Annotated in this window: 19 protein-coding genes, 1 tRNA gene and 1 pseudogene; 20 read left to right on the forward strand and 1 reads right to left on the reverse strand. The window is 40.3% G+C overall.

Going from position 1 to position 20,569, the window contains the following annotated elements; translation table 11 throughout:
• Positions 1-35 precede the first annotated feature (35 nt).
• The 9 genes from SK629_RS01725 to SK629_RS01770 all read left to right on the forward strand — a co-directional run bounded on the left by SK629_RS01725 (position 36) and on the right by SK629_RS01770 (position 8,051).
• Positions 36-719 carry a Bax inhibitor-1/YccA family protein gene (locus SK629_RS01725; protein ID WP_042900308.1) on the forward strand — a complete coding sequence of 228 codons (684 nt, stop codon included), beginning with the start codon at positions 36-38 and terminating at the stop codon, positions 717-719.
• A 112-nt stretch (positions 720-831) separates the two neighbouring features.
• The gene (gene asnA, locus SK629_RS01730; RefSeq protein ID WP_042900310.1) at positions 832-1,824 is read left to right on the forward strand and encodes an aspartate--ammonia ligase; all 993 of its coding nucleotides are present in this window, start codon (positions 832-834) and stop codon (positions 1,822-1,824) included.
• A gap of 64 nt (positions 1,825-1,888) precedes the next feature.
• A complete protein-coding gene (rsmD, locus tag SK629_RS01735; RefSeq protein ID WP_042900311.1) occupies positions 1,889-2,428 on the forward strand; it encodes a 16S rRNA (guanine(966)-N(2))-methyltransferase RsmD in 540 nt (179 codons plus the stop codon).
• Positions 2,418-3,926, forward strand: coding sequence for a SepM family pheromone-processing serine protease (locus SK629_RS01745; RefSeq protein WP_080710163.1), 1,509 nt, complete (start codon positions 2,418-2,420; stop codon positions 3,924-3,926). The genes rsmD and SK629_RS01745 overlap by 11 nt, the downstream gene beginning before the upstream one ends.
• 56 nt (positions 3,927-3,982) lie before the next feature.
• On the forward strand, positions 3,983-4,213 hold the full coding sequence (locus SK629_RS01750; protein ID WP_080710164.1) for a DUF1146 family protein: 231 nt from the start codon (positions 3,983-3,985) through the stop codon (positions 4,211-4,213).
• 23 nt (positions 4,214-4,236) lie between these two features.
• A complete protein-coding gene (murA, locus tag SK629_RS01755) occupies positions 4,237-5,520 on the forward strand; it encodes a UDP-N-acetylglucosamine 1-carboxyvinyltransferase (RefSeq protein ID WP_042900315.1) in 1,284 nt (427 codons plus the stop codon).
• Positions 5,513-5,701 (forward strand): DNA-directed RNA polymerase subunit beta, encoded by a 189-nt coding sequence (locus SK629_RS01760; RefSeq protein ID WP_033676361.1) that lies wholly within the window; start codon positions 5,513-5,515, stop codon positions 5,699-5,701. The genes murA and SK629_RS01760 overlap by 8 nt, the downstream gene beginning before the upstream one ends.
• A gap of 38 nt (positions 5,702-5,739) precedes the next feature.
• A complete protein-coding gene (gene endA / locus SK629_RS01765) occupies positions 5,740-6,564 on the forward strand; it encodes a DNA-entry nuclease EndA (RefSeq protein WP_042900316.1) in 825 nt (274 codons plus the stop codon).
• Between the two features lie 155 nt (positions 6,565-6,719).
• On the forward strand, positions 6,720-8,051 hold the full coding sequence (locus tag SK629_RS01770; protein ID WP_042900317.1) for a hemolysin family protein: 1,332 nt from the start codon (positions 6,720-6,722) through the stop codon (positions 8,049-8,051).
• Between the two features lie 300 nt (positions 8,052-8,351).
• On the opposite strand, the gene SK629_RS01775 is transcribed toward SK629_RS01770, so the two are convergent.
• Positions 8,352-8,422, reverse strand: a tRNA-Cys gene (locus SK629_RS01775).
• Positions 8,423-8,579: 157 nt separating this feature from the next.
• On the opposite strand from SK629_RS01775, the gene SK629_RS01780 reads away from it, so the two are divergent.
• From SK629_RS01780 to SK629_RS01830, 11 genes and pseudogenes are all read left to right on the forward strand, one after another.
• The gene (locus SK629_RS01780) at positions 8,580-10,568 is read left to right on the forward strand and encodes a peptide ABC transporter substrate-binding protein (protein ID WP_042900318.1); all 1,989 of its coding nucleotides are present in this window, start codon (positions 8,580-8,582) and stop codon (positions 10,566-10,568) included.
• Between the two features lie 66 nt (positions 10,569-10,634).
• Positions 10,635-12,131 (forward strand): ABC transporter permease, encoded by a 1,497-nt coding sequence (locus SK629_RS01785; RefSeq protein ID WP_042900319.1) that lies wholly within the window; start codon positions 10,635-10,637, stop codon positions 12,129-12,131.
• Entirely contained in the window at positions 12,131-13,057 is a 927-nt protein-coding gene (oppC, locus tag SK629_RS01790; RefSeq protein WP_000103691.1) for an oligopeptide ABC transporter permease OppC, read from the forward strand. Before SK629_RS01785 ends, oppC begins: the two co-directional genes overlap by 1 nt.
• Before the next feature lie 8 nt (positions 13,058-13,065).
• A complete protein-coding gene (locus tag SK629_RS01795) occupies positions 13,066-14,133 on the forward strand; it encodes an ABC transporter ATP-binding protein (RefSeq protein ID WP_042900320.1) in 1,068 nt (355 codons plus the stop codon).
• Positions 14,134-14,143: 10 nt separating this feature from the next.
• Complete coding sequence (locus tag SK629_RS01800) at positions 14,144-15,070, forward strand: ATP-binding cassette domain-containing protein (RefSeq protein WP_042900321.1); 927 nt, start codon at positions 14,144-14,146, stop codon at positions 15,068-15,070.
• A gap of 454 nt (positions 15,071-15,524) precedes the next feature.
• Positions 15,525-16,502 (forward strand): ABC transporter substrate-binding protein, encoded by a 978-nt coding sequence (locus tag SK629_RS01805; protein WP_042900322.1) that lies wholly within the window; start codon positions 15,525-15,527, stop codon positions 16,500-16,502.
• An 11-nt stretch (positions 16,503-16,513) separates the two neighbouring features.
• Positions 16,514-17,407: an ABC transporter permease gene (locus tag SK629_RS01810; protein WP_042900323.1), complete on the forward strand. Its 894-nt coding sequence runs from the start codon at positions 16,514-16,516 to the stop codon at positions 17,405-17,407.
• 12 nt (positions 17,408-17,419) lie between these two features.
• Complete coding sequence (locus SK629_RS01815; RefSeq protein ID WP_042900324.1) at positions 17,420-18,223, forward strand: ABC transporter ATP-binding protein; 804 nt, start codon at positions 17,420-17,422, stop codon at positions 18,221-18,223.
• Positions 18,224-18,292: 69 nt separating this feature from the next.
• A pseudogene (locus SK629_RS01820) lies at positions 18,293-18,804 on the forward strand (alpha-glucosidase C-terminal domain-containing protein); the annotation flags it as partial.
• Positions 18,805-19,365: 561 nt separating this feature from the next.
• Positions 19,366-19,839: an IS1096 element passenger TnpR family protein gene (locus tag SK629_RS11145; RefSeq protein ID WP_080710166.1), complete on the forward strand. Its 474-nt coding sequence runs from the start codon at positions 19,366-19,368 to the stop codon at positions 19,837-19,839.
• Positions 19,840-20,200: 361 nt separating this feature from the next.
• Positions 20,201-20,449: a YneF family protein gene (locus tag SK629_RS01830; protein ID WP_000364990.1), complete on the forward strand. Its 249-nt coding sequence runs from the start codon at positions 20,201-20,203 to the stop codon at positions 20,447-20,449.
• Positions 20,450-20,569: the final 120 nt, after the last annotated feature.

The raw sequence follows: 20,569 nt of genomic DNA on the forward strand, positions 1-20,569 counted from the left end.
ATCAAGGAAAGATGTTCATAGAAAAGGAGAAAAAGATGAATCACACTATTATTCACGACCGCGCAGGTCTCAATCAATTTTACGCTAAGGTTTATGCCTTTGTTGGTCTGGGAATCGGACTATCCGCTTTGGTATCAGGTCTTATGTTGACGGTCTTTCAGTCTCAGTTGGTTTACTTTTTGATGCAGGGGCGTCTCTGGTTGACCATTGCAACCTTTGCAGAGTTGGCCTTGGTTTTCGTTGCCAGTAGTATGGCTTCAAGGAATAGTCCAGCTGCTCTTCCAGTATTTTTACTTTACTCTGTTTTAAACGGATTTACCCTTAGTTTTGTGGTAGCCTTCTATACTCCAGGTACAGTTTTATCAGCCTTCGTGTCGAGCGCCCTTCTCTTCTTTGTCATGGCGGTAGTCGGTATGTTCACTAAGAAAGACTTGAGTGGGATTGGTCGAGCAATGATGGCTGCTCTTATCGGTTTGCTGATTGCCATGGTAGTCAATATTTTCTTGGCTAGCGGTTTCTTTGATTATATGATCAGCGTAGCCATGGTCTTGGTCTTCTCTGGGCTGATTGCTTGGGACAATCAAAGGATTCGCCTTGCTTATGAACAATCGCAAGGTCGAGTAGCGACAGGTTGGGTTGTGTCAATGGCTCTCAGTATCTATCTTGATTTTATCAATCTTTTCCTAAGTATTTTACGTATCTTTGGTCGCAATGATTAAAAGGTCTATGAAATCAGTGTTTTGAGTGACACTGATTTTTTTTTAATTTTCTCTTTTCTTTTTTGGGAAATAGGTGTATAATGCTTTTAATTAAATTTTTGAGGAGTAGCCTATGAAGAAAAGTTTTATCCATCAACAAGAAGAAATTTCTTTTGTCAAAAACACTTTTACCCAGTATTTGAAAGATAAGCTAGAAGTCGTCGAAGTTCAAGGTCCTATCTTGAGCAAGGTCGGTGACGGGATGCAGGATAACCTGTCTGGTGTGGAAAATCCAGTATCCGTCAAGGTTTTGCAGATTCCTGATGAAACCTATGAAGTGGTTCATTCGCTTGCTAAATGGAAACGCCATACCCTAGCTCGTTTTGGTTTCGGTGAGGGTGAAGGTCTTTTCGTCCACATGAAAGCACTTCGTCCAGACGAAGACTCGCTGGATGCAACCCACTCTGTCTTTGTGGATCAGTGGGACTGGGAAAAGGTCATTCCAAATGGTCAACGTAATATTGCCTACCTAAAAGAAACAGTTGAGAAGATTTATAAGGCCATTCGTTTGACAGAACTAGCTGTTGAAGCTCGTTATGACATTGAGTCTATCTTGCCAAAACAAATCACTTTCATCCACACAGAAGAGTTGGTAGAACGCTACCCAGACTTGACACCGAAAGAGCGTGAAAATGCTATCTGTAAAGAATTCGGAGCTGTCTTCTTGATTGGTATTGGTGGCGAGTTGCCAGACGGTAAACCGCACGATGGACGCGCACCAGACTACGATGACTGGACAAGTGAGTCTGAAAATGGCTACAAGGGTCTTAACGGCGATATTCTTGTCTGGAATGAGTCTCTAGGTGGAGCCTTTGAGTTGTCTTCTATGGGAATCCGTGTAGATGAAGAAACTCTTCGTCGCCAGGTTGTCATCACAGGTGATGAAGACCGCTTGGAATTGGAATGGCACAAGGCTTTGTTGAATGGCTTATTCCCATTGACAATCGGTGGAGGAATTGGACAATCTCGTATGGCCATGTTCTTACTTCGCAAGAAACATATCGGAGAAGTGCAAACAAGTGTTTGGCCTCAAGAAGTCCGCGATACTTACGAAAATATTTTGTAGAGAATCGAACCGCAAGGTTCGGTTTTCTTTCTCTTTTCGCCCATAATTTGGTATAATAAACGGTATGAAAATCGTATCAGGAATCTATGGGGGACGCCCCCTCAAGACGCTAGAAGGCAAGACGACAAGACCTACTTCGGATAAGGTTAGGGGAGCCATTTTTAACATGATTGGTCCCTACTTTGAGGGGGGACGAGTCTTGGACCTGTATGCAGGTAGTGGTGGTTTATCTATAGAGGCAGTCTCGCGTGGCATGTCCAGCGCTGTTTTAGTGGAGCGAGACCGTAAGGCTCAGGCCATCGTGGCTGAAAATATTCAGATGACCAAGGAAGTTGGAAAATTTCAACTCCTCAAGATGGATGCAGAAAGAGCCTTGGAACAGGTATCTGGGAAATTTGACCTCATTTTCTTAGACCCTCCTTATGCCAAGGAACAAATCGTAGCAGATATTGAAAAAATAGCTGAGAGAGAGCTTTTTTCTGAAGATGTCATGGTCGTGTGTGAGACGGATAAGGCCGTTGAACTTCCAGAAGAAATTGCCTGCCTGGGTATCTGGAAGGAAAAAATTTATGGAATTAGTAAGGTGACAGTCTATGTCAGATAAGATTGGCTTATTCACAGGTTCATTTGATCCGATGACAAATGGGCATTTGAATATCATTGAACGGGCTAGCAAACTCTTTGATAAGCTCTATGTGGGTATCTTTTTTAATCCCCACAAACAAGGATTTCTCCCTATCGAAAATCGTAAACAGGGGTTAGAAAAGGCTGTGAAACATTTGGAAAATGTTGCAGTCGTGTTTTCTCATGATGAATTGGTAGTTGATGTTGCGAAAAGACTGGGGGCTACTTGTTTAGTGCGAGGCTTGAGAAATGCGGCGGATTTACAATATGAAGCCAGTTTTGATTACTACAACCATCAGCTGTCTCCTGATATAGAGACCATTTATTTACATAGTCGACCTGAACATCTCTATCTCAGTTCATCAGGCGTTAGAGAGCTTTTGAAGTTTGGTCAGGATATTACCTGCTATGTTCCCGAGAGTATTTTGGAGGAAATAAGAAATGAAAAAAAGATTAGATGGCCCTTATACGTCATTGCGGCCTTGATTGTGACTTTCTTGGCATTTGTAGTGCCCTTGCCCTACTATATAGAGGTTCCAGGTGGTTCGGAAGATATTCGCCAAGTCCTTAAAGTAAATGACACAGAAGATAAGGAAGCTGGTGCCTATCAATTCGTTACGGTTGGTGTCCAGCACGCTACTTTAGCTCATATGATTTATGCTTGGTTGACGCCTTTTACAGATATTCGTAGTGCCCAAGAGACTACAGGTGGCTCTTCCGATGTTGAATTTATGCGAATCAATCAGTTCTACATGCAAACATCGCAAAATATGGCCAAATATCAAGGACTGAAAACAGCTGGTAAAGATATCGAACTTAAATATCTTGGAGTTTATGTCTTGACTGTGACGGATAATTCGACCTTTAAAGGGATTCTCAATATTTCTGATACGGTCACAGCAGTCAATGATCAGACCTTTGACAGTTCCAAAGATTTGATTGATTACGTAAATTCTCAAAAACTAGGGGACTCTGTCAAGGTGACCTATGAAGAGGATGGGCAAACCAAGTCTGCAGAAGGAAAAATTATTACTCTAGAAAATGGCAAAAATGGGATTGGAATCGGTTTGATTGACCGTACGGAAGTGACCAGTGATGTCCCAATTCGCTTTTCAACAGCTGGTATCGGCGGACCAAGTGCTGGTCTCATGTTTAGTCTGGCCATCTATACCCAAATAGCTGACCCTGGTCTTCGTAATGGCCGTATCGTTGCCGGTACCGGAACTATTGACCGCGATGGGAATGTGGGGGACATTGGAGGTATTGATAAGAAAGTTGTAGCTTCGGCTAGAGAAGGTGCCGCTATTTTCTTTGCCCCTGATAACCCTGTTAGCGAAGAAGAACAAAAAGCGCATCCAGATGCGAAAAACAACTACCAAACAGCCCTGGAAGCAGCCAAAACAATCAAGACAGATATGAAAATCGTGCCAGTTAAAACCCTACAAGATGCAATTGATTACTTGAAAAACAATCCCTAGTTTTAAGTGAAGTTTCTAAACTAGCGCACAAACAGAGAAGATGGTATAATAGTCAAATGGTTCAATTATTATTCACTCTAAGCAGTCACATGCTCTTTATTTATGTGAGTTTTTACCTTTTAAAGAATCTTGTTAGATGGGAAAAGGTTTTAAAAGTGACAACTGAGAATACAGGAAAAGTTCGTTTATTGATTGCTCTTTTCAGCATTGTAATGGGCTATATCATGAGTTCTTTCTTTATCAGTCTGTATCAACTGTGGCAAGAAGCGCTTAGAGGATTATTATAAAATCAATAGTAAAGGAAACAAGTATGGAAAAAATTGTGGTTCAAGGTGGCGATAATTGTCTGGTAGGAAGTGTTACGATCGAAGGAGCAAAGAATGCAGTCTTGCCTTTGTTGGCAGCGACTATTCTAGCCAGTGAAGGAAAGACCGTCTTGCAGAACGTTCCTATCTTGTCAGATGTTTTCACTATGAATCAGGTGGTTCGTGGTTTGAATGCCAAGGTGGATTTTGATGAGGAGGCTCATCTTGTCGAGGTAGACGCGACTGGCGATATCACTGAGGAAGCTCCTTACAAGTATGTCAGCAAGATGCGTGCATCTATCGTTGTCTTAGGACCAATTCTTGCCCGTGTAGGTCATGCCAAAGTATCCATGCCAGGTGGTTGTACGATTGGTAGCCGTCCTATTGATCTTCATTTGAAAGGTCTAGAAGCTATGGGGGCTAAGATTAGTCAGACAGCTGGTTACATCGAAGCCAAGGCTGATCGCTTACATGGAGCTCATATCTATATGGATTTCCCAAGTGTTGGTGCTACTCAGAACTTGATGATGGCAGCGACTCTGGCTGATGGTGTGACAGTGATTGAAAATGCTGCGCGTGAGCCTGAGATTGTTGACTTAGCCATTCTCCTAAATGAAATGGGAGCCAAGGTTAAGGGTGCTGGTACAGAGACTATTACCATTACTGGTGTTGAGAAACTTCATGGTACGACTCACAATGTAGTCCAAGACCGTATCGAAGCAGGAACCTTTATGGTGGCTGCTGCCATGACCGGTGGTGATGTCTTGATTAAAGACGCTGTTTGGGAGCACAACCGTCCCTTGATTGCTAAATTGCTTGAAATGGGAGTGGAAGTGACGGAGGAGACTGAAGGAATTCGAGTTCGCTCTCAACTAGAAAATCTAAAAGCTGTTCATGTAAAAACCTTGCCCCACCCAGGATTTCCAACAGATATGCAGGCTCAATTTACAGCCTTGATGACAGTCGCAAAAGGGGAATCAACTATGGTGGAGACAGTTTTTGAAAATCGTTTCCAACACCTAGAAGAAATGCGCCGTATGGGCTTGCACTCTGAAATTATCCGTGACACAGCTCGTATTGTTGGTGGACAGCCTTTGCAGGGAGCAGAAGTTCTTTCAACTGACCTTCGTGCCAGCGCAGCCTTGATTTTGACAGGTTTGGTAGCACAAGGAGAAACTGTGGTCGGTAAATTGGTTCATTTGGATAGAGGTTACTACCGTTTCCATGAGAAGTTAGCGCAGCTGGGTGCTAAGATTCAGCGGATTGAGGCAAGTGATGAAGATGAATAAGAAATCAAGCTACGTAGTCAAGCGTTTACTTTTAGTCATTCTGGTACTGATTTTAGGCCTTCTAGCCCTAGGAATTGGTTTAATGGTAGGTTATGGGATCTTGGGTAAGGGTCAAGATCCATGGGCTATCCTGTCTCCAGCAAAATGGCAGGAATTGATTCATAAATTTACAGGAAATTAGGCTGGGAGACCAGCCTTTTTCTAGAGATAAGGAGAAATATGAACAAAAAAACAAGACAGACACTGATTGGACTGTTAGTGTTATTGCTTTTGTCTGCAGGGAGCTACTATATCAAGCAGATGCAGTCGACAACTAATAGTCCTAAAACAAAGGTTAGTCAGAAAAAACAAGCGTCTGAAGCTCCTAGTCAAGCATTGGCAGAAAGTGTCTTAACAGACGCGGTCAAGAGTCAAATAAAAGGGAGTCTTGAGTGGAATGGATCAGGTGCTTTTATCGTCAATGGTAATAAAACAAATCTAGATGCCAAGGTTTCAAGTAAGCCTTACGCTGATAATAAAACAAAGACAGTGGGCAAGGAAACTGTGCCAACCGTAGCTAATGCCCTCTTGTCTAAGGCTACTCGTCAGTACAAGAATCGTGAAGAAACTGGGAATGGTTCGACTTCATGGACTCCTCCAGGATGGCATCAGGTTAAGAATCTAAAGGGTACTTATACCCATGCGGTCGATAGAGGTCATTTGCTAGGTTATGCCTTAATCGGTGGTTTGGATGGTTTTGATGCCTCAACAAGTAATCCTAAAAATATTGCTGTTCAGACAGCCTGGGCAAATCAGGCGCAAGCTGATGATTCGACAGGGCAAAACTACTATGAAAGCATGGTGCGTAAAGCCCTGGACCAAAACAAGCGTGTTCGTTACCGTGTAACCCTTTATTACGCTACAAATGAGAACTTAGTTCCTTCAGCTTCACAGATTGAAGGCAAGTCTTCAGACGGAGAATTGGAATTCAATGTTCTAGTTCCCAATGTTCAAAAGGGACTTCAACTGGATTACCGAACTGGAGAAGTAACGGTTACTCAGTAAAAGATAAGATAAACTCCTATGTCACTTGTGGATGTAGGGGTTCTTTTTTGGACAATTTAGGTCGGATTACAAATAGACATTGAGAAAAAATAATATGTACTGGACTAAATTTTGTGATATAATAGAAGGTAAGATACTATTTTAGGAGAAGAACTATGGAAGACCCAAGTAGTCAGAATTTGTTGCTACAATTTGTTTTATTGTTTATCTTGACGGTGTTAAATGCCTTTTTCTCAGCCACAGAAATGGCCATGGTGTCACTAAACCGTGCGCGGGTTGAACAAAAGGCAGAAGAAGGAGATAGACGCTATATCCGTCTGCTGAAGATACTAGAAAATCCTAATCACTTTTTATCAACCATTCAAGTAGGGATCACCCTGATTACGATCTTATCAGGGGCGAGTTTGGCAGACACTCTGGGACGAGAAATTGCATCTTGGCTTGGAAATGGTGAAACAGCTTATGCCGTTGCAAGTTTTCTATCTTTAGCATTTTTGACTTATATTTCCATTGTTTTTGGGGAATTGTATCCTAAGAGAATCGCTCTTAATCTAAAGGATGCCTTGGCGATTCGTACAGCGCCAGTTATTATTGGATTGGGGAAACTAGTTAGTCCCTTTGTTTGGCTCTTATCTGCATCTACCAATTTCTTGAGTCGCTTGACTCCGATGACCTTTGACGATGCTGATGAAAAAATGACCCGTGATGAAATTGAGTACATGCTGACAAATAGTGAAGAAACACTAGATGCTGACGAAATTGAGATGTTACAGGGGATTTTTTCATTGGACGAATTGATGGCCAGAGAAGTCATGGTTCCTCGAACGGATGCCTTTATGGTGGATATTCAGGATGATAGTCAAACCATTATCCAAAGTATTTTAAAACAAAATTATTCTCGTATCCCTGTCTATGATGGAGACAAGGATAACGTGATTGGGATCATTCACACCAAGAGTCTTCTTAAGGCAGCCTTTGTAGACGGTTTTGATAACATTGTATGGAAGAGAATTTTACAAGATCCACTTTTTGTTCCTGAAACTATTTTTGTGGACGACTTGTTAAAAGAATTGCGCAATACCCAAAGACAAATGGCAATTTTGCTAGATGAATACGGTGGGATGGCTGGTTTGGTAACCCTTGAAGACCTCTTAGAGGAAATCGTTGGGGAAATCGATGACGAAACAGATAAGGCAGAAATCGAAGTTCATCAAATCGGAGAAGATACTTATATCGTTCAAGGTACCATGAATCTCAATGATTTTAATGACTACTTTGATGTTGAACTGGAAAGTGATGATGTTGATACCATCGCTGGTTATTATTTGACAGGAGTGGGGACCATTCCAACGACTGAGAAACTCAGTTATGAATTAGTCAGCCAAAACAAACAGCTTATCCTAACCAATGATAAGGTGAAAAATGGACGTGTTACCAAGGTAAAAGTCCAAATTACCGAAGTTGAAATAGAAGAAGAAACAGAGTAAACTAGAGGCTTTTGTCACCAGGTGTGACGAAGCTTTTTTCAGTTGATTTCATACTCTTCGAAAATCAAATTCAAACCGCGTTAACGTCGCCTTGCCGTACGCAAGTACAGCCTACGGCTAGTTTCCTAGTTTGCTCTTTGATTTTCATTGAGTATCAAAAGATTGTCTCCTAAAAAGAAGTCTGTCCCAAATTTGCTCCAAAAATTTTTGTAAGTTATATGTATCCATTAGAAGAAAAAGAAAAAAGCCCTCCAAACTGGGCTTTCTATTAATTTGAAACCTGATAAATCAAGTTATAGAAGGCGGTAGACGGATTTGAACCGACGATCAAGCTTTTGCAGAGCCGTGCCTTACCACTTGGCTATACCGCCTTAACGTTTATTATTATACCTTGAAAATCATTCTCAGTCAATAGTTTTTTCAGATTTTTTGTATGAATAAGCCTAAATATTCTGAAAATTCGTTTACTTTTCTTGAAATCTATGATATAATTGATAACGACCTATATTTTATAAGAGGAGTAAAGAAATGAAAAAAAGTCAAGTGCTTGCTGTAGCGGGAGCTACCTTATTAGCGTCAGGAGTTCTAGCTGCGTGTTCAAACACTAGTTCAAATAATGCGAAATTAGCAAAAGATTACCAATATGTTTATCAAACAGATCCAGAAACCTTGGATTATATCGTTAGCAATATTGATTCAACATCATTTATCACAACAAATGCTGTAGATGGTTTATTAGCTAATGATAAATATGGTAATCTAGTTCCTTCTATTGCCGAATCATGGACAGTTTCAAAAGATGGTTTGACGTATACCTATAAAATCCGTCAGGATGCTAAATGGGTGACAGCAGAGGGAGAAGAATATGCTCCTGTAACTGCTAAAGACTTCGTTACTGGTTTGAAACATGCTGTAGATGGAAAATCAAAAGGACTTTCAATCGTTAGCTCTTCTATCAAGGGATTGGATGCATATATCAAGGGTGAAACAAAAGACTTTTCAACGGTTGGTGTAAAAGCACTTGATGATCAAACTTTAGAATATACCTTGAATCAACCAGAAACTTTCTGGAATGATAAGACAACTAGCGGTGTCATGATGCCGGTTAATGAAGAATTCTTAGCTTCAAAAGGGGAAGGTTTTGGTGCCCCAACAGATGCTAACTCTATTCTTTATAACGGACCATTTGTCTTGAAGGCTGTAACTCCTAAATCATCTATCGAGATGGCTAAAAATGACGCTTACTGGGATAAAGAAAATGTAAAAATTGAGAACGTTAAGTTCACTTTCTGGGATGGTAAAGATCAAGATGTGATTGCTAAAGGTTTTGCTGATGGTCAATATAGCAAGGCTCGTATCTTCCCTACAAGTTCGACATATGAAAAATATGCAGCTGACTTCAAAGATAACATTTACTTTAACGAACCAGGTGCGGGTGTTGCGACTGTCAGCTTGAACTATGGCCGTACAACTTATAACCACACTGCTAAGACAAGTGAAGCACAAAAGACCTCTACTCAAAAAGCCTTGTTGAACAAGGAGTTCCGTCAAGCCCTGAACTTTGCGGTAGATCGTAATTCTTATTCAGCTCAAACAAATGGTACTGATGGTGCTGCAGTAGCCATCCGTAATACATTTGCACCATATAATCTTCAAGTTGGTAAGAAAACATTTGGTGAATTGGTACAAGATAGCTTAACTAAGACAAATTCTTCTACTTGGGCCAAGGTTTCTCTAGCTGATTCTCAAAATGGGCTTTATAATGAAGAAAAAGCTAAAGAGGTATTTGCTAAAGCTAAATCAAGTCTACAAGCTGAAGGTGTTGAATTCCCAATCCACTTAGATGCCTTGGTTATTCAAGAATCAACAGCGGTTGTAAACCGTGTTCAATCATTGAAGCAATCAATTGAAAAAGTATTGGGTTCAGATAATGTTGTTGTAGACTTACAACAAATGACTCAAGCAGAAGCTTTACCAATTTCATTTAGTGCTCCAACAGCTAAAGAGCAAGACTGGGATATCCATACCTTGTCAGGATGGAACCCTGATTATCAAGATCCGTCTACTTTCTTGGATCAGTTCGTCATTAAGGGAGGAAATACTCGCCTTTACCTTGGTATTGATAAGAACACAGATGCAACAGTAGCAAGTAAACTTGGTTTAGGTGACTATGAAAAATTACTTGATGACGCAAACAGCGAAAACCAAGATGTTCAAAAACGTTATGAAAAATACGCGTTGGCACAAGCTTGGTTGACTGATAATGCTTTGACAATTCCAGTAATGGCTACTCCTAAAGAAACAGCCGTTTCATTTGTTTCAAAGGTTTTACCATTTAGCTCTTCATATTCTGTAGCTGGCCTTAAAGGTGAAAATGCAGGATACTTGAAGTATACTCAAGTTGGTGAAAAAGCAATCACCAAAGAAGAGTATGAAAAAGCTCGTGAAAAATGGTTGAAAGAAAAGACTGAGTCAAACGAGAAAGCTCAAAAAGAATTGGCAAGTCATGTGAAGTAAATAATTTTCAATAGAACTTTCTCTCCATGAGGAGAAGGTTCTTTTGGGATTTTTAAAGGAAATGATATGAAAAAATATATTTTTATGCGTGTTTTGCGGTCATTGGTTTCTATCTTTTTAGTAACAACCTTGACTTACACGATCATCTATACAATGGTTCCTCGAAAATTGATTTTCAAACAGGATACCAACTATAACAAGATTGCGACAACTGCTGATAAACGTGATAACTATGAAAATACCGTTTATGAGCGTATGGGCTATATCGAGTACTACGATACCAAAGAGTTGCAAGAAAAAGCTAGCCAGATGGATTCTTCTGTAACAGTTGAAGCTAATGACACCAACAAGGCCATCTATGAAAAATACATCAAACAAATCGGTCATGGTTGGACCTTGGGAGAATTTACTGAAAGTGGTCAATTCTACGCTACTCGTGAAATCCCAATTTTTGAACGTGTTTTCAAATTCTATGCTAACTTGATTGACATTGACCATACAAATAAAATTCAAGACCCTGAAAACCCAGACTTGAAACGTTACCTTCGTTTCGAAAACGATCCAGCGATCGGATGGTCATTGGTCGGTTCAGGAACTAAACACAAATATCTTTTGTACTTCAACAGTCAGTTCCCATTCGTTCATCAAAACTTTGTGAACATTAATTTAGGTGATTCTTATCCAACCTATGCTAATAGCCCTGTTTTACAGGTTATTACTCAGGGGCAAGGGCAAACAAAAACGGGTCAAGTTCAGTTCCCAACAGGTAAGAAAACTTCTTCTGTAAATATTTACTCAAGAACCTACAAATCACCTAGTCAGGCTGATTCTCGTGAAGTAGCTAACTACGGAAAAGATGATCCTTATACAGCTACTGAAAGTAACTACCAATATCCTTCTATGATCGCCAGCTCTGCTGTCGTTGGATTGATTGGTTTGGTGATTTCTTATGCGATTGCCGTGCCACTTGGTTCAGCTATGGCTCGCTTCAAGAATACTTGGATTGATAGCTTCTCAACAGGGGCTTTGACCTTCTTGATGGCTCTTCCAACCATTGCCTTGGTTTATATCGTTCGTTTAGCTGGTTCTTCAATCGGCTTGCCAGATTCATTCCCTATCTTGGGTGCTGGAGATTGGCGTTCTTACGTTTTACCAGCAGTTATCCTTGGTTTGTTGGGGGCTCCTGGTACAGCTATTTGGATTCGTCGTTACATGATTGACTTGCAATCACAAGACTTTGTACGTTTTGCTCGTGCAAAAGGTTTGTCTGAAAAAGAAATTTCAAACAAACACATCTTTAAAAACGCCATGGTTCCGCTGGTTTCAGGAATTCCTGGTGCTGTTATCGGGGTTATCGGTGGTGCAACCCTTACTGAAACAGTCTTCGCCTTCCCAGGTATGGGTAAAATGTTGATTGACTCTGTAAAAGCATCTAATAACTCTATGGTCGTTGGTCTTGTCTTCATCTTTACATGTATTTCTATCTTCTCACTTCTTTTAGGAGATATTTGGATGACCATTATTGACCCACGTATTAAATTGACTGAGAAAGGAGGCAAATAATGTCTACAATCGATAAAGAAAAATTTCAGTTCGTAAAACGTGACGATTTTGCCTCTGAAGCCATTGATGCGCCAGCCTATTCTTACTGGGGATCAGTGTTTAGACAATTTATGAAGAAAAAATCAACTGTAGTCATGTTGGGAATCTTGGTAGCTATCATTTTGATGAGTTTCATCTACCCAATGTTTTCTAAGTTTGATTTTAATGATGTCAGCAAGGTAAACGACTTTAGTGCTCGTTATATCAAGCCAAATGCGGAGCATTGGTTCGGTACTGACAGTAACGGTAAATCGCTCTTTGACGGTGTCTGGTTCGGAGCTCGTAACTCTATCCTCATTTCTGTGATTGCGACAGTGATTAACTTGGTTATCGGTGTCTTTGTCGGTGGTATTTGGGGTATTTCAAAATCAGTTGACCGTGTCATGATGGAAGTTTATAATGTCATCTCAAACATCCCATCTCTTTTGATTGTCATTGTCTTGACTTACTCAATCGGAGCTGGATTCTGGAATCTGATTTTTGCCATGAGTGTGACAACATGGATTGGGATTGCCTTCATGATCCGTGTGCAAATCTTGCGTTATCGTGACTTGGAATACAACTTGGCGTCACGTACTTTGGGAACACCAACCTTGAAGATTGTTGCCAAAAACATTATGCCACAATTGGTATCTGTTATTGTGACAACGATGACTCAAATGCTTCCAAGCTTTATCTCATACGAAGCCTTCTTGTCATTCTTCGGTCTTGGATTACCGATTACAGTGCCAAGTTTGGGTCGTTTGATTTCGGATTATTCACAAAACGTAACAACTAATGCTTACTTGTTCTGGATTCCATTGACAACCCTTGTCTTGGTATCCTTGTCCCTTTTCGTAGTTGGTCAAAACTTAGCGGATGCTAGTGATCCACGTACACATAGATAGGAGTAGAAATGACAAAAGAAAAAAATGTAATTTTGACTGCTCGCGATATTGTCGTGGAATTTGACGTTCGTGACAAAGTATTGACAGCCATTCGCGGTGTTTCCCTTGAACTAGTTGAAGGTGAAGTATTGGCCTTGGTAGGTGAGTCAGGATCAGGTAAATCTGTTTTGACAAAGACCTTTACAGGTATGCTTGAAGAAAATGGTCGTATTGCCCAAGGTAGCATTGACTATCGTGGTCAGGATTTGACAGCCTTGTCTTCTCACAAGGATTGGGAACAAATTCGTGGTGCTAAGATTGCGACTATCTTCCAGGACCCAATGACTAGTTTGGATCCCATTAAAACAATTGGTAGTCAGATTACAGAAGTTATTGTAAAACACCAAGGGAAAACAGCCAAGGAAGCAAAAGAATTGGCCATTGACTACATGAATAAGGTTGGGATTCCAGACGCAGATAGACGTTTTGATGAATACCCATTCCAATATTCTGGAGGAATGCGTCAACGTATCGTTATTGCGATTGCCCTTGCCTGCCGACCTGATGTCTTGATCTGTGATGAGCCAACGACTGCCTTGGATGTAACTATTCAAGCTCAGATTATTGATTTGCTAAAATCTTTACAAAACGAGTACCATTTCACAACAATCTTTATCACCCACGACCTTGGTGTGGTAGCAAGTATTGCGGATAAGGTAGCAGTTATGTATGCAGGAGAAATCGTTGAGTATGGAACGGTTGAGGAAGTCTTCTATGACCCTCGCCATCCGTATACATGGAGTCTCTTGTCTAGCTTGCCTCAGCTTGCTGATGATAAAGGGGAACTTTACTCAATCCCAGGAACACCTCCGTCACTTTATACTGACCTGAAAGGGGATGCCTTTGCCTTGCGTTCAGACTACGCAATGCAAATTGACTTCGAACAAAAAGCTCCTCAATTCTCAGTATCAGAGACGCATTGGGCTAAAACTTGGCTTCTTCATGAGGATGCTCCAAAAGTAGAAAAACCAGCTGTGATTGCAAATCTCCACGATAAGATTCGTGATAAAATGGGATTTGCCCATCTGGCAGACTAGGAGGAAGGAAATGTCTGAAAAATTAGTAGAAATCAAAGATTTAGAAATTTCCTTCGGTGAAGGAAGTAAGAAGTTTGTCGCGGTTAAAAATGCCAACTTCTTTATCAACAAGGGAGAAACGTTCTCGCTTGTAGGGGAGTCAGGTAGTGGGAAAACAACTATTGGTCGTGCTATCATCGGTCTAAATGATACAAGTAATGGAGATATCATTTTTGAAGGTCAAAAGATTAATGGTAAGAAATCGCGTGAACAAGCTGCGGAATTGATTCGTCGAATCCAGATGATTTTCCAAGACCCTGCCGCAAGTTTGAATGAACGTGCGACTGTTGATTATATTATTTCTGAAGGTCTTTACAATCATCATCTGTTCAAAGATGAAGAAGAACGTAAAGAGAAAGTTAAAAATATTATTCGTGAAGTGGGTCTTCTTGCTGAGCACTTGACTCGTTACCCTCATGAGTTTTCAGGTGGTCAACGTCAACGTATCGGTATTGCCCGTGCCTTGGTCATGCAACCAGATTTTGTTATTGCGGATGAGCCCATTTCAGCCTTGGACGTTTCTGTACGTGCCCAAGTCTTGAACTTGCTCAAAAAATTCCAAAAAGAGCTCGGTTTGACCTATCTCTTCATCGCCCATGACTTGTCGGTAGTTCGTTTTATTTCAGATCGTATCGCAGTTATTTATAAGGGTGTTATTGTAGAGGTTGCAGAAACAGAAGAATTGTTTAACAATCCAATTCACCCATATACTCAAGCCTTGCTTTCAGCGGTACCAATCCCAGATCCAATCTTGGAACGCAAAAAGGTCTTGAAGGTTTATGACCCAAGTCAACACGACTATGAGACTGATAAACCTTCTATGGTTGAAATCCGTCCAGGTCATTATGTTTGGGCTAACCAAGCCGAATTGGCACGTTATCAACAAGGATTAAACTAATATTGGTTTTATAATTTCCATGTCAACTTTTATGGAAATTATAAACCTTTTTTTGTTGGACTGATTCGAAAATGCTTTGCAAATATCCTGAAAGAATTTTCGAAAAATTTTAAAAAATTCTGAAATATTCTTGACAGCTAATGAAAAAGGTGGTAAGATAGGAAACATCAAAAAAGAAAGCAGAAAAAGAAATGAATAAGAGACAAGCTGTAACTATGAATCAAAACTTTTACTTTAGCTACTTTAGATAGTGTTTGTAGACATGTCACCATGGATGCAAACAGTTCAAGCAATTTGTTTGTATCTATGTGGCTAAGATTTTTGATTGTGGTCCATGTAGATGAATATCTAAATGGACTAGCAAAGTTATAATTTGTTAGATTATTTCAAGCATCCGTTTAGATAGTATCTAGGCGGTTTTTTTGTTTTATCTTTTCTGAGAAGGAGTTTCATTATGAAAGTTGTTCGAAAATTACTAGCTCCCCTCTTGGTAGTGGGGATTCTCTTGACCTCTCTGATTAGTTTGCATCAGTTGAAGGCAGATAAGAAAAAAGATGTGTTTCGTATCGGTATTTCGCAATTTATTACCCACCAGTCTTTGGACGCTACTAGAGAAGGCTTTGTGGATGAACTAGCCAAACAAGACTATGTGGAGGGGAAAAATATTGAGATTGATTTGCAAAATGCACAGGGAGAACAAAGAAATCTAAAAACTATTTCCCAGCAGCTAGCAGAATCCAGTGATGTTGTTCTAGCTATCGCAACGCCTTCTGCTCAGAGTTTGGCCAATACAACACAAACGACACCTGTTATCTTTTCAGCGGTAACAGATCCTGTCAGTGCCAAGTTGGTTGAGTCAAGAGAGCATCCTGGGGGCAATGTAACTGGGACAAGTGATCAGTCATCAGATGCCATTTCAACTCAAATCAATTTGGTAAAGAAAGTGTTGCCAAAGGCTAAAACGATTGGAATTCTCTATACTCAGAGCGAGCCAAACTCAGTTGTACAAAAGGATGAAGCTAAACGTCTTCTGGAAGAAAAAGGCTTTACCGTTGTTGAAAAAACAATCTTGGACAGTAACAACGTCAAGGCGGCGGCAGAGAGCTTGATGACAGAGGTGGATATGGTTTTTGTACCAACGGATAATATCATTTCGTCAACCATGGAAACAGTCAAGCAGGTTTCTATTAAACACAAGGTTCCAGTATTTGGTGGTTCAACAGAAATGGTTGCGGTTGGTGGCTTGTATAACTACGGAACCAATTATGAAGAATTGGGAAGACAGACAGCTCGCATGCTGATTCGTGTTTTAAAAGGTGAGAAGCCAGAAAATATAGCAGTTGAGTTGCCTGAAAAACTGGAATTGAATACCAATCAAGAAATGGCAGATGCATTGGGAATTGATATTAGTAAGTTAGAAGGCAAGGAATAAGGAGGTTTAAGATGAATTTTGTGTTATCTAGTTTATCAGAAGGTTTGTTGTGGTCGATTATGTCTATTGGAGTCTACTTGACTTTCCGTATTTTGGATATTGCGGATATGACTGCGGAAGGAGCCTTTCCTCTGGGGGCGGCTGTCGTCGTATCTCAGATACAGGCAGGGACAAATCCTTGGATTGCGACCTTACTTGCTTTGCTGGCAGGTATGGTAGCAGGTCTTGTATCAGGAATGCTCCATACCAAGATGAAAATTCCAGCTCTCTTGACAGGGATTGTGACCTTGACAGGGCTTTATTCCATCAATATTAAAATCATGGGAAGTGTGCCCAATCTTTCCTTGGGAGATTCTTCGACTGTCTTTAAACAGTTGGCTAGCTTGGGATTGACAACTGAAGAAGCTGTTTTCTCACTCAGTTTAGCCTGTCTCTTACTTGTTTGTTTGCTCTTGACCCTTTTGATGAAAACAGAGATTGGATTAGTCTTGCGTTCGACTGGTGACAATATTCCGATGAGTGAGGCAAATGGGGTCAATGTAGACACCATGAAGATTGTTGGTTACATGATTTCAAACGGTTTAATTGCCCTATGTGGTTCCTTGTTTGCCCAAAATGATGGATTTTCAGATGTGACTTCTGGGACAGGAACCATCGTTGTTGGTTTGAGTGCAGTGATTATTGCGGAAGTCTTGATACACGACTTGACCATTGGAGGCCGCTTATTATCTATTGGAATTGGTGCAATTGTTTACCGCTTGATTATTTTAAATATCTATGAAATTCCAAATCTAGATCAAAATCTAGTTCGTCTCTTTAATGCAATCTTGTTAGCCTTGGTTTTATTTGCACCAGAATTGCAAAAGAGATTAAAGATTCGTGGTCTGAAATTGAGAAATGAATAGGGGGAGAAAGTTATGGCAAGTTTGTTAACACTTGAAAATATTCACAAGACATTTGAAGCAGGGACGGTCAATGAGAACCATGTCCTCAAAGGATTAGATTTAGAAGTTGAAGAGGGAGATTTTATATCTGTGATTGGTGGAAATGGAGCAGGGAAATCCACTTTGATGAATATCTTGGCTGGCAATCTATCGGTGGACGAAGGAGACCTTTTATTGGCAGGCAAATCCATTAAAAATATGAGTGTAAGAAAGAGAGCCAAGGATATTGCCCGTGTTTTTCAAGATCCGAAGATGGGGACAGCTTCTCGTTTGACGATTGAGGAGAATATGGCCATTGCCTTGAGACGTGGTCAGAAGAGAGGACTTGGCTGGGGTGTGAAGGAGAAGGATAGAATCCAGTTCCAAGAAGCTTTGAAAGAGTTGAATATTGGTCTTGAAAATCGCTTGAAAGTAGATACTCAATACCTCTCGGGAGGACAAAGACAGGCCTTGACCCTAATCATGGCTGCTCTGGTGAAACCCAAACTTTTGCTTTTGGATGAACATACTGCGGCACTTGACCCGAAAACTAGTCAAATGGTGATGGATTTGACGCAAAAGATTGTGGAACACCATCAGTTGACGACTTTGATGATTACCCACGATATGAACCATGCGATTGAGTACGGCAATCGTCTCATTATGCTCTATCAGGGCAAGATAGTGGTGGATGTCAAAGGAGAAGAGAAAAAGCATCTGACGGTTGAAGATCTCATGCATCTTTTCCAGAAAAATAGTGGCCAAAGTCTAGTCAGTGATGAGTTGGTTTTGGGATAAAGAAAAAGGCTGAAATCTAGTGTTTCAGTCTTTTATTTCTTACGTTTTGCAAAATCGACAAATCGAAATTCTCGTGGGACACCTTATATCTACATGGGTGAGGAAATCGGAATGGTTGACCCTGACTATGATTCCATGGATGATTATGTGATGTCGAATCGCTCAATGCCTATCAAATGCTGTTAGAAGAAGGAAAAAATCAGCAAGAAGCTTTCAAGCTCATTCAGGCTAAGTCACGTGATAATTCACGCATTCCCATGCAGTGGGATACTTCGGAAAATGCAGGATTTTCAACAGGCACTCCATGGTTGAAAGTTGGTAAATCCTATAAAGATATTAACGTAGAAAATGAAATCCAAGGTCCGATTTTCACCTTCTATCAAGACTTGATTCGACTGCGTAAGGAAATGCCAATCATTTCAGAAGGAAGTTACCAATCCGCCTTTGAAGACAGTCAGCAAGTCTATGCTTTTGAACGCCAGTTTGAGGATCAAAAGTTACTAGTGCTCAATAACTTTTATGCTACAGAAGTAGAAATCGAGCTACCAGCAGCCTACCAAAATGGACAAATTGTCAGCTCTATCTGTCACCTCAAAACAGTGTTTTGAGCAACCTGCGCTAGCTTCCTAGCTTCCTAGTTTGCTCTTTGATTTTCATTGAGTATTACTCATAACCTTTTCGGTATTATGATATTATCGTACCTTGGACGAAGTGAATGACGTAGCTCAGATGCATGCGCTAAGTCAAGAACGAAAACGTTGGATGCAATGGGATATTGGCATTAAAATATTAGGGCTCATCTTGTCCCTGACAATTTTTCTAGCAGGAGTGGACTTATCAGTCATAGTAAGGCTTTTGTTTATTGTTATTCCGAGACAAGTTGAAAAATAATGAGCCTTGCCCTCGTAATACGCAGACAAGGACTTCGCAGCCATAACAGCCAATCAGTGACACACTATTGCGACAGCTTCGACAATTTATACGACTTAAAAAACAAGAACACTTTGCCTTTATTAGAGTGTTTCTTGTAAAACAGAAGCATTATCTAGTTTCAAATACCACAGTTAGACAAACTTATGTTAAAATGACTGAGAGGGAATGTTTCCTAAGAGCAATCCTATCGATTCGCTATTGGAGGTATGATGGTACACTTAAAATTAGTAAAAAAAGAAATAGAGGCTGAAAAGCCAGCGTCTGTAGAAGCTTGGGTTATTTCTGTCAAATTTAGAAAAGGTTGCTACCGACATATACAGATTCCAAAAACAAAAACGTTAGCGGAACTAGCAGATGTTATTTTATGGAGTTTTGAATTTGCAAACGATCATGCTCATGCATTTTTCATGGATAATGTTGCGTGGAGTCATGCAGATTCTTACTTTCTTAGCTTTGTTAGTGACGATGTTGAAGAACGTTACACGGAAAATGTCTATCTGGATATCCTAAGTGTCAAACAAAAATTTAAGTTTATTTTTGACTTCGGTGATGAATGGCGTTTCGAATGCCAAGTGCTGAGAGAAATCGAGGCAGAGGACGAAGGAGCTTATCTCGTACGTGAGGTCGGAACACCGCCAGAACAATATCCAGATTATGATAGTTTTGATGATGAAGAATGGTAGAAATTGCTACATTGGATAAAGACAAACGTTATTATGATACACCGATTGAGGCACGAGCAAAACTATAGCGTGGGATTATTCCACAAGAGATTAAGAGTGTTTTTGGAAAAGTTATAATTTCAGTTTTGCTTTTAAGGAGCAGTTAGTAAGAAATACACAGAAGCTGATGGGGTATTGCTCTTAAGGCTTGGGAGACATCTTATCTTAACTGACTCTGTAATCTAAAAAAGTTCCCTTCTTTTTCAGAAAAGTAGGGTTCTTTTTGCTGTCTATTCCATCCCTGAAAGTGTAGAACAAACTAGTCAGGGTGGCTAGTTTATGGTATAATGAAAGGGACTCAAAAAGAAACAGGAGAAAAATGATGGATTTACTATTAGCAATTGTATTGATTGTGCTAGCTTTTCTAGGAGGAGCTCTGGGAGGAATGTACTTGGTTCGTAAGCAAATCGAAAAAGAATTCGCTGACAACCCACGTTTAAATGCTGAAGCAGTTCGTACTCTTTTGAGTGCAAATGGACAAAAACCAAGCGAAGCAAAGGTACAACAAGTTTACCACCAAATCATCCGCCAACAAAAGGCAGCCCTTGCTAACAATAAAAAGAAAAAATAAATAATAAATAAGGAAAAGTCTGGAATGAAAGTTCCAGACTTCTCACTATGTTGGCTAAGGGTTTAGGGATGAGACTTTTTCCTTGCATTCTATTGATATTTGATTATGATTAAGAGAGAT

This window comes from Streptococcus mitis, from assembly GCF_000722695.1.
Taxonomy (GTDB): domain Bacteria; phylum Bacillota; class Bacilli; order Lactobacillales; family Streptococcaceae; genus Streptococcus; species Streptococcus mitis_O.

Excerpts from the sequence above, each read along its gene's own strand:
- SK629_RS01725 (WP_042900308.1), top strand. The coding sequence starts at position 36 with ATGAATCACACTATTATTCACGACCGCGCAGGTCTCAATCAATTTTAC.
- asnA (WP_042900310.1), top strand. The coding sequence starts at position 832 with ATGAAGAAAAGTTTTATCCATCAACAAGAAGAAATTTCTTTTGTCAAA.
- rsmD (WP_042900311.1), top strand. The coding sequence starts at position 1,889 with ATGAAAATCGTATCAGGAATCTATGGGGGACGCCCCCTCAAGACGCTA.
- SK629_RS01745 (WP_080710163.1), top strand. The coding sequence starts at position 2,418 with ATGTCAGATAAGATTGGCTTATTCACAGGTTCATTTGATCCGATGACA.
- SK629_RS01750 (WP_080710164.1), top strand. The coding sequence starts at position 3,983 with ATGGTTCAATTATTATTCACTCTAAGCAGTCACATGCTCTTTATTTAT.
- murA (WP_042900315.1), top strand. The coding sequence starts at position 4,237 with ATGGAAAAAATTGTGGTTCAAGGTGGCGATAATTGTCTGGTAGGAAGT.
- SK629_RS01760 (WP_033676361.1), top strand. The coding sequence starts at position 5,513 with ATGAATAAGAAATCAAGCTACGTAGTCAAGCGTTTACTTTTAGTCATT.
- endA (WP_042900316.1), top strand. The coding sequence starts at position 5,740 with ATGAACAAAAAAACAAGACAGACACTGATTGGACTGTTAGTGTTATTG.
- SK629_RS01770 (WP_042900317.1), top strand. The coding sequence starts at position 6,720 with ATGGAAGACCCAAGTAGTCAGAATTTGTTGCTACAATTTGTTTTATTG.
- SK629_RS01780 (WP_042900318.1), top strand. The coding sequence starts at position 8,580 with ATGAAAAAAAGTCAAGTGCTTGCTGTAGCGGGAGCTACCTTATTAGCG.
- SK629_RS01785 (WP_042900319.1), top strand. The coding sequence starts at position 10,635 with ATGAAAAAATATATTTTTATGCGTGTTTTGCGGTCATTGGTTTCTATC.
- oppC (WP_000103691.1), top strand. The coding sequence starts at position 12,131 with ATGTCTACAATCGATAAAGAAAAATTTCAGTTCGTAAAACGTGACGAT.
- SK629_RS01795 (WP_042900320.1), top strand. The coding sequence starts at position 13,066 with ATGACAAAAGAAAAAAATGTAATTTTGACTGCTCGCGATATTGTCGTG.
- SK629_RS01800 (WP_042900321.1), top strand. The coding sequence starts at position 14,144 with ATGTCTGAAAAATTAGTAGAAATCAAAGATTTAGAAATTTCCTTCGGT.
- SK629_RS01805 (WP_042900322.1), top strand. The coding sequence starts at position 15,525 with ATGAAAGTTGTTCGAAAATTACTAGCTCCCCTCTTGGTAGTGGGGATT.
- SK629_RS01810 (WP_042900323.1), top strand. The coding sequence starts at position 16,514 with ATGAATTTTGTGTTATCTAGTTTATCAGAAGGTTTGTTGTGGTCGATT.
- SK629_RS01815 (WP_042900324.1), top strand. The coding sequence starts at position 17,420 with ATGGCAAGTTTGTTAACACTTGAAAATATTCACAAGACATTTGAAGCA.
- SK629_RS11145 (WP_080710166.1), top strand. The coding sequence starts at position 19,366 with ATGGTACACTTAAAATTAGTAAAAAAAGAAATAGAGGCTGAAAAGCCA.
- SK629_RS01830 (WP_000364990.1), top strand. The coding sequence starts at position 20,201 with ATGGATTTACTATTAGCAATTGTATTGATTGTGCTAGCTTTTCTAGGA.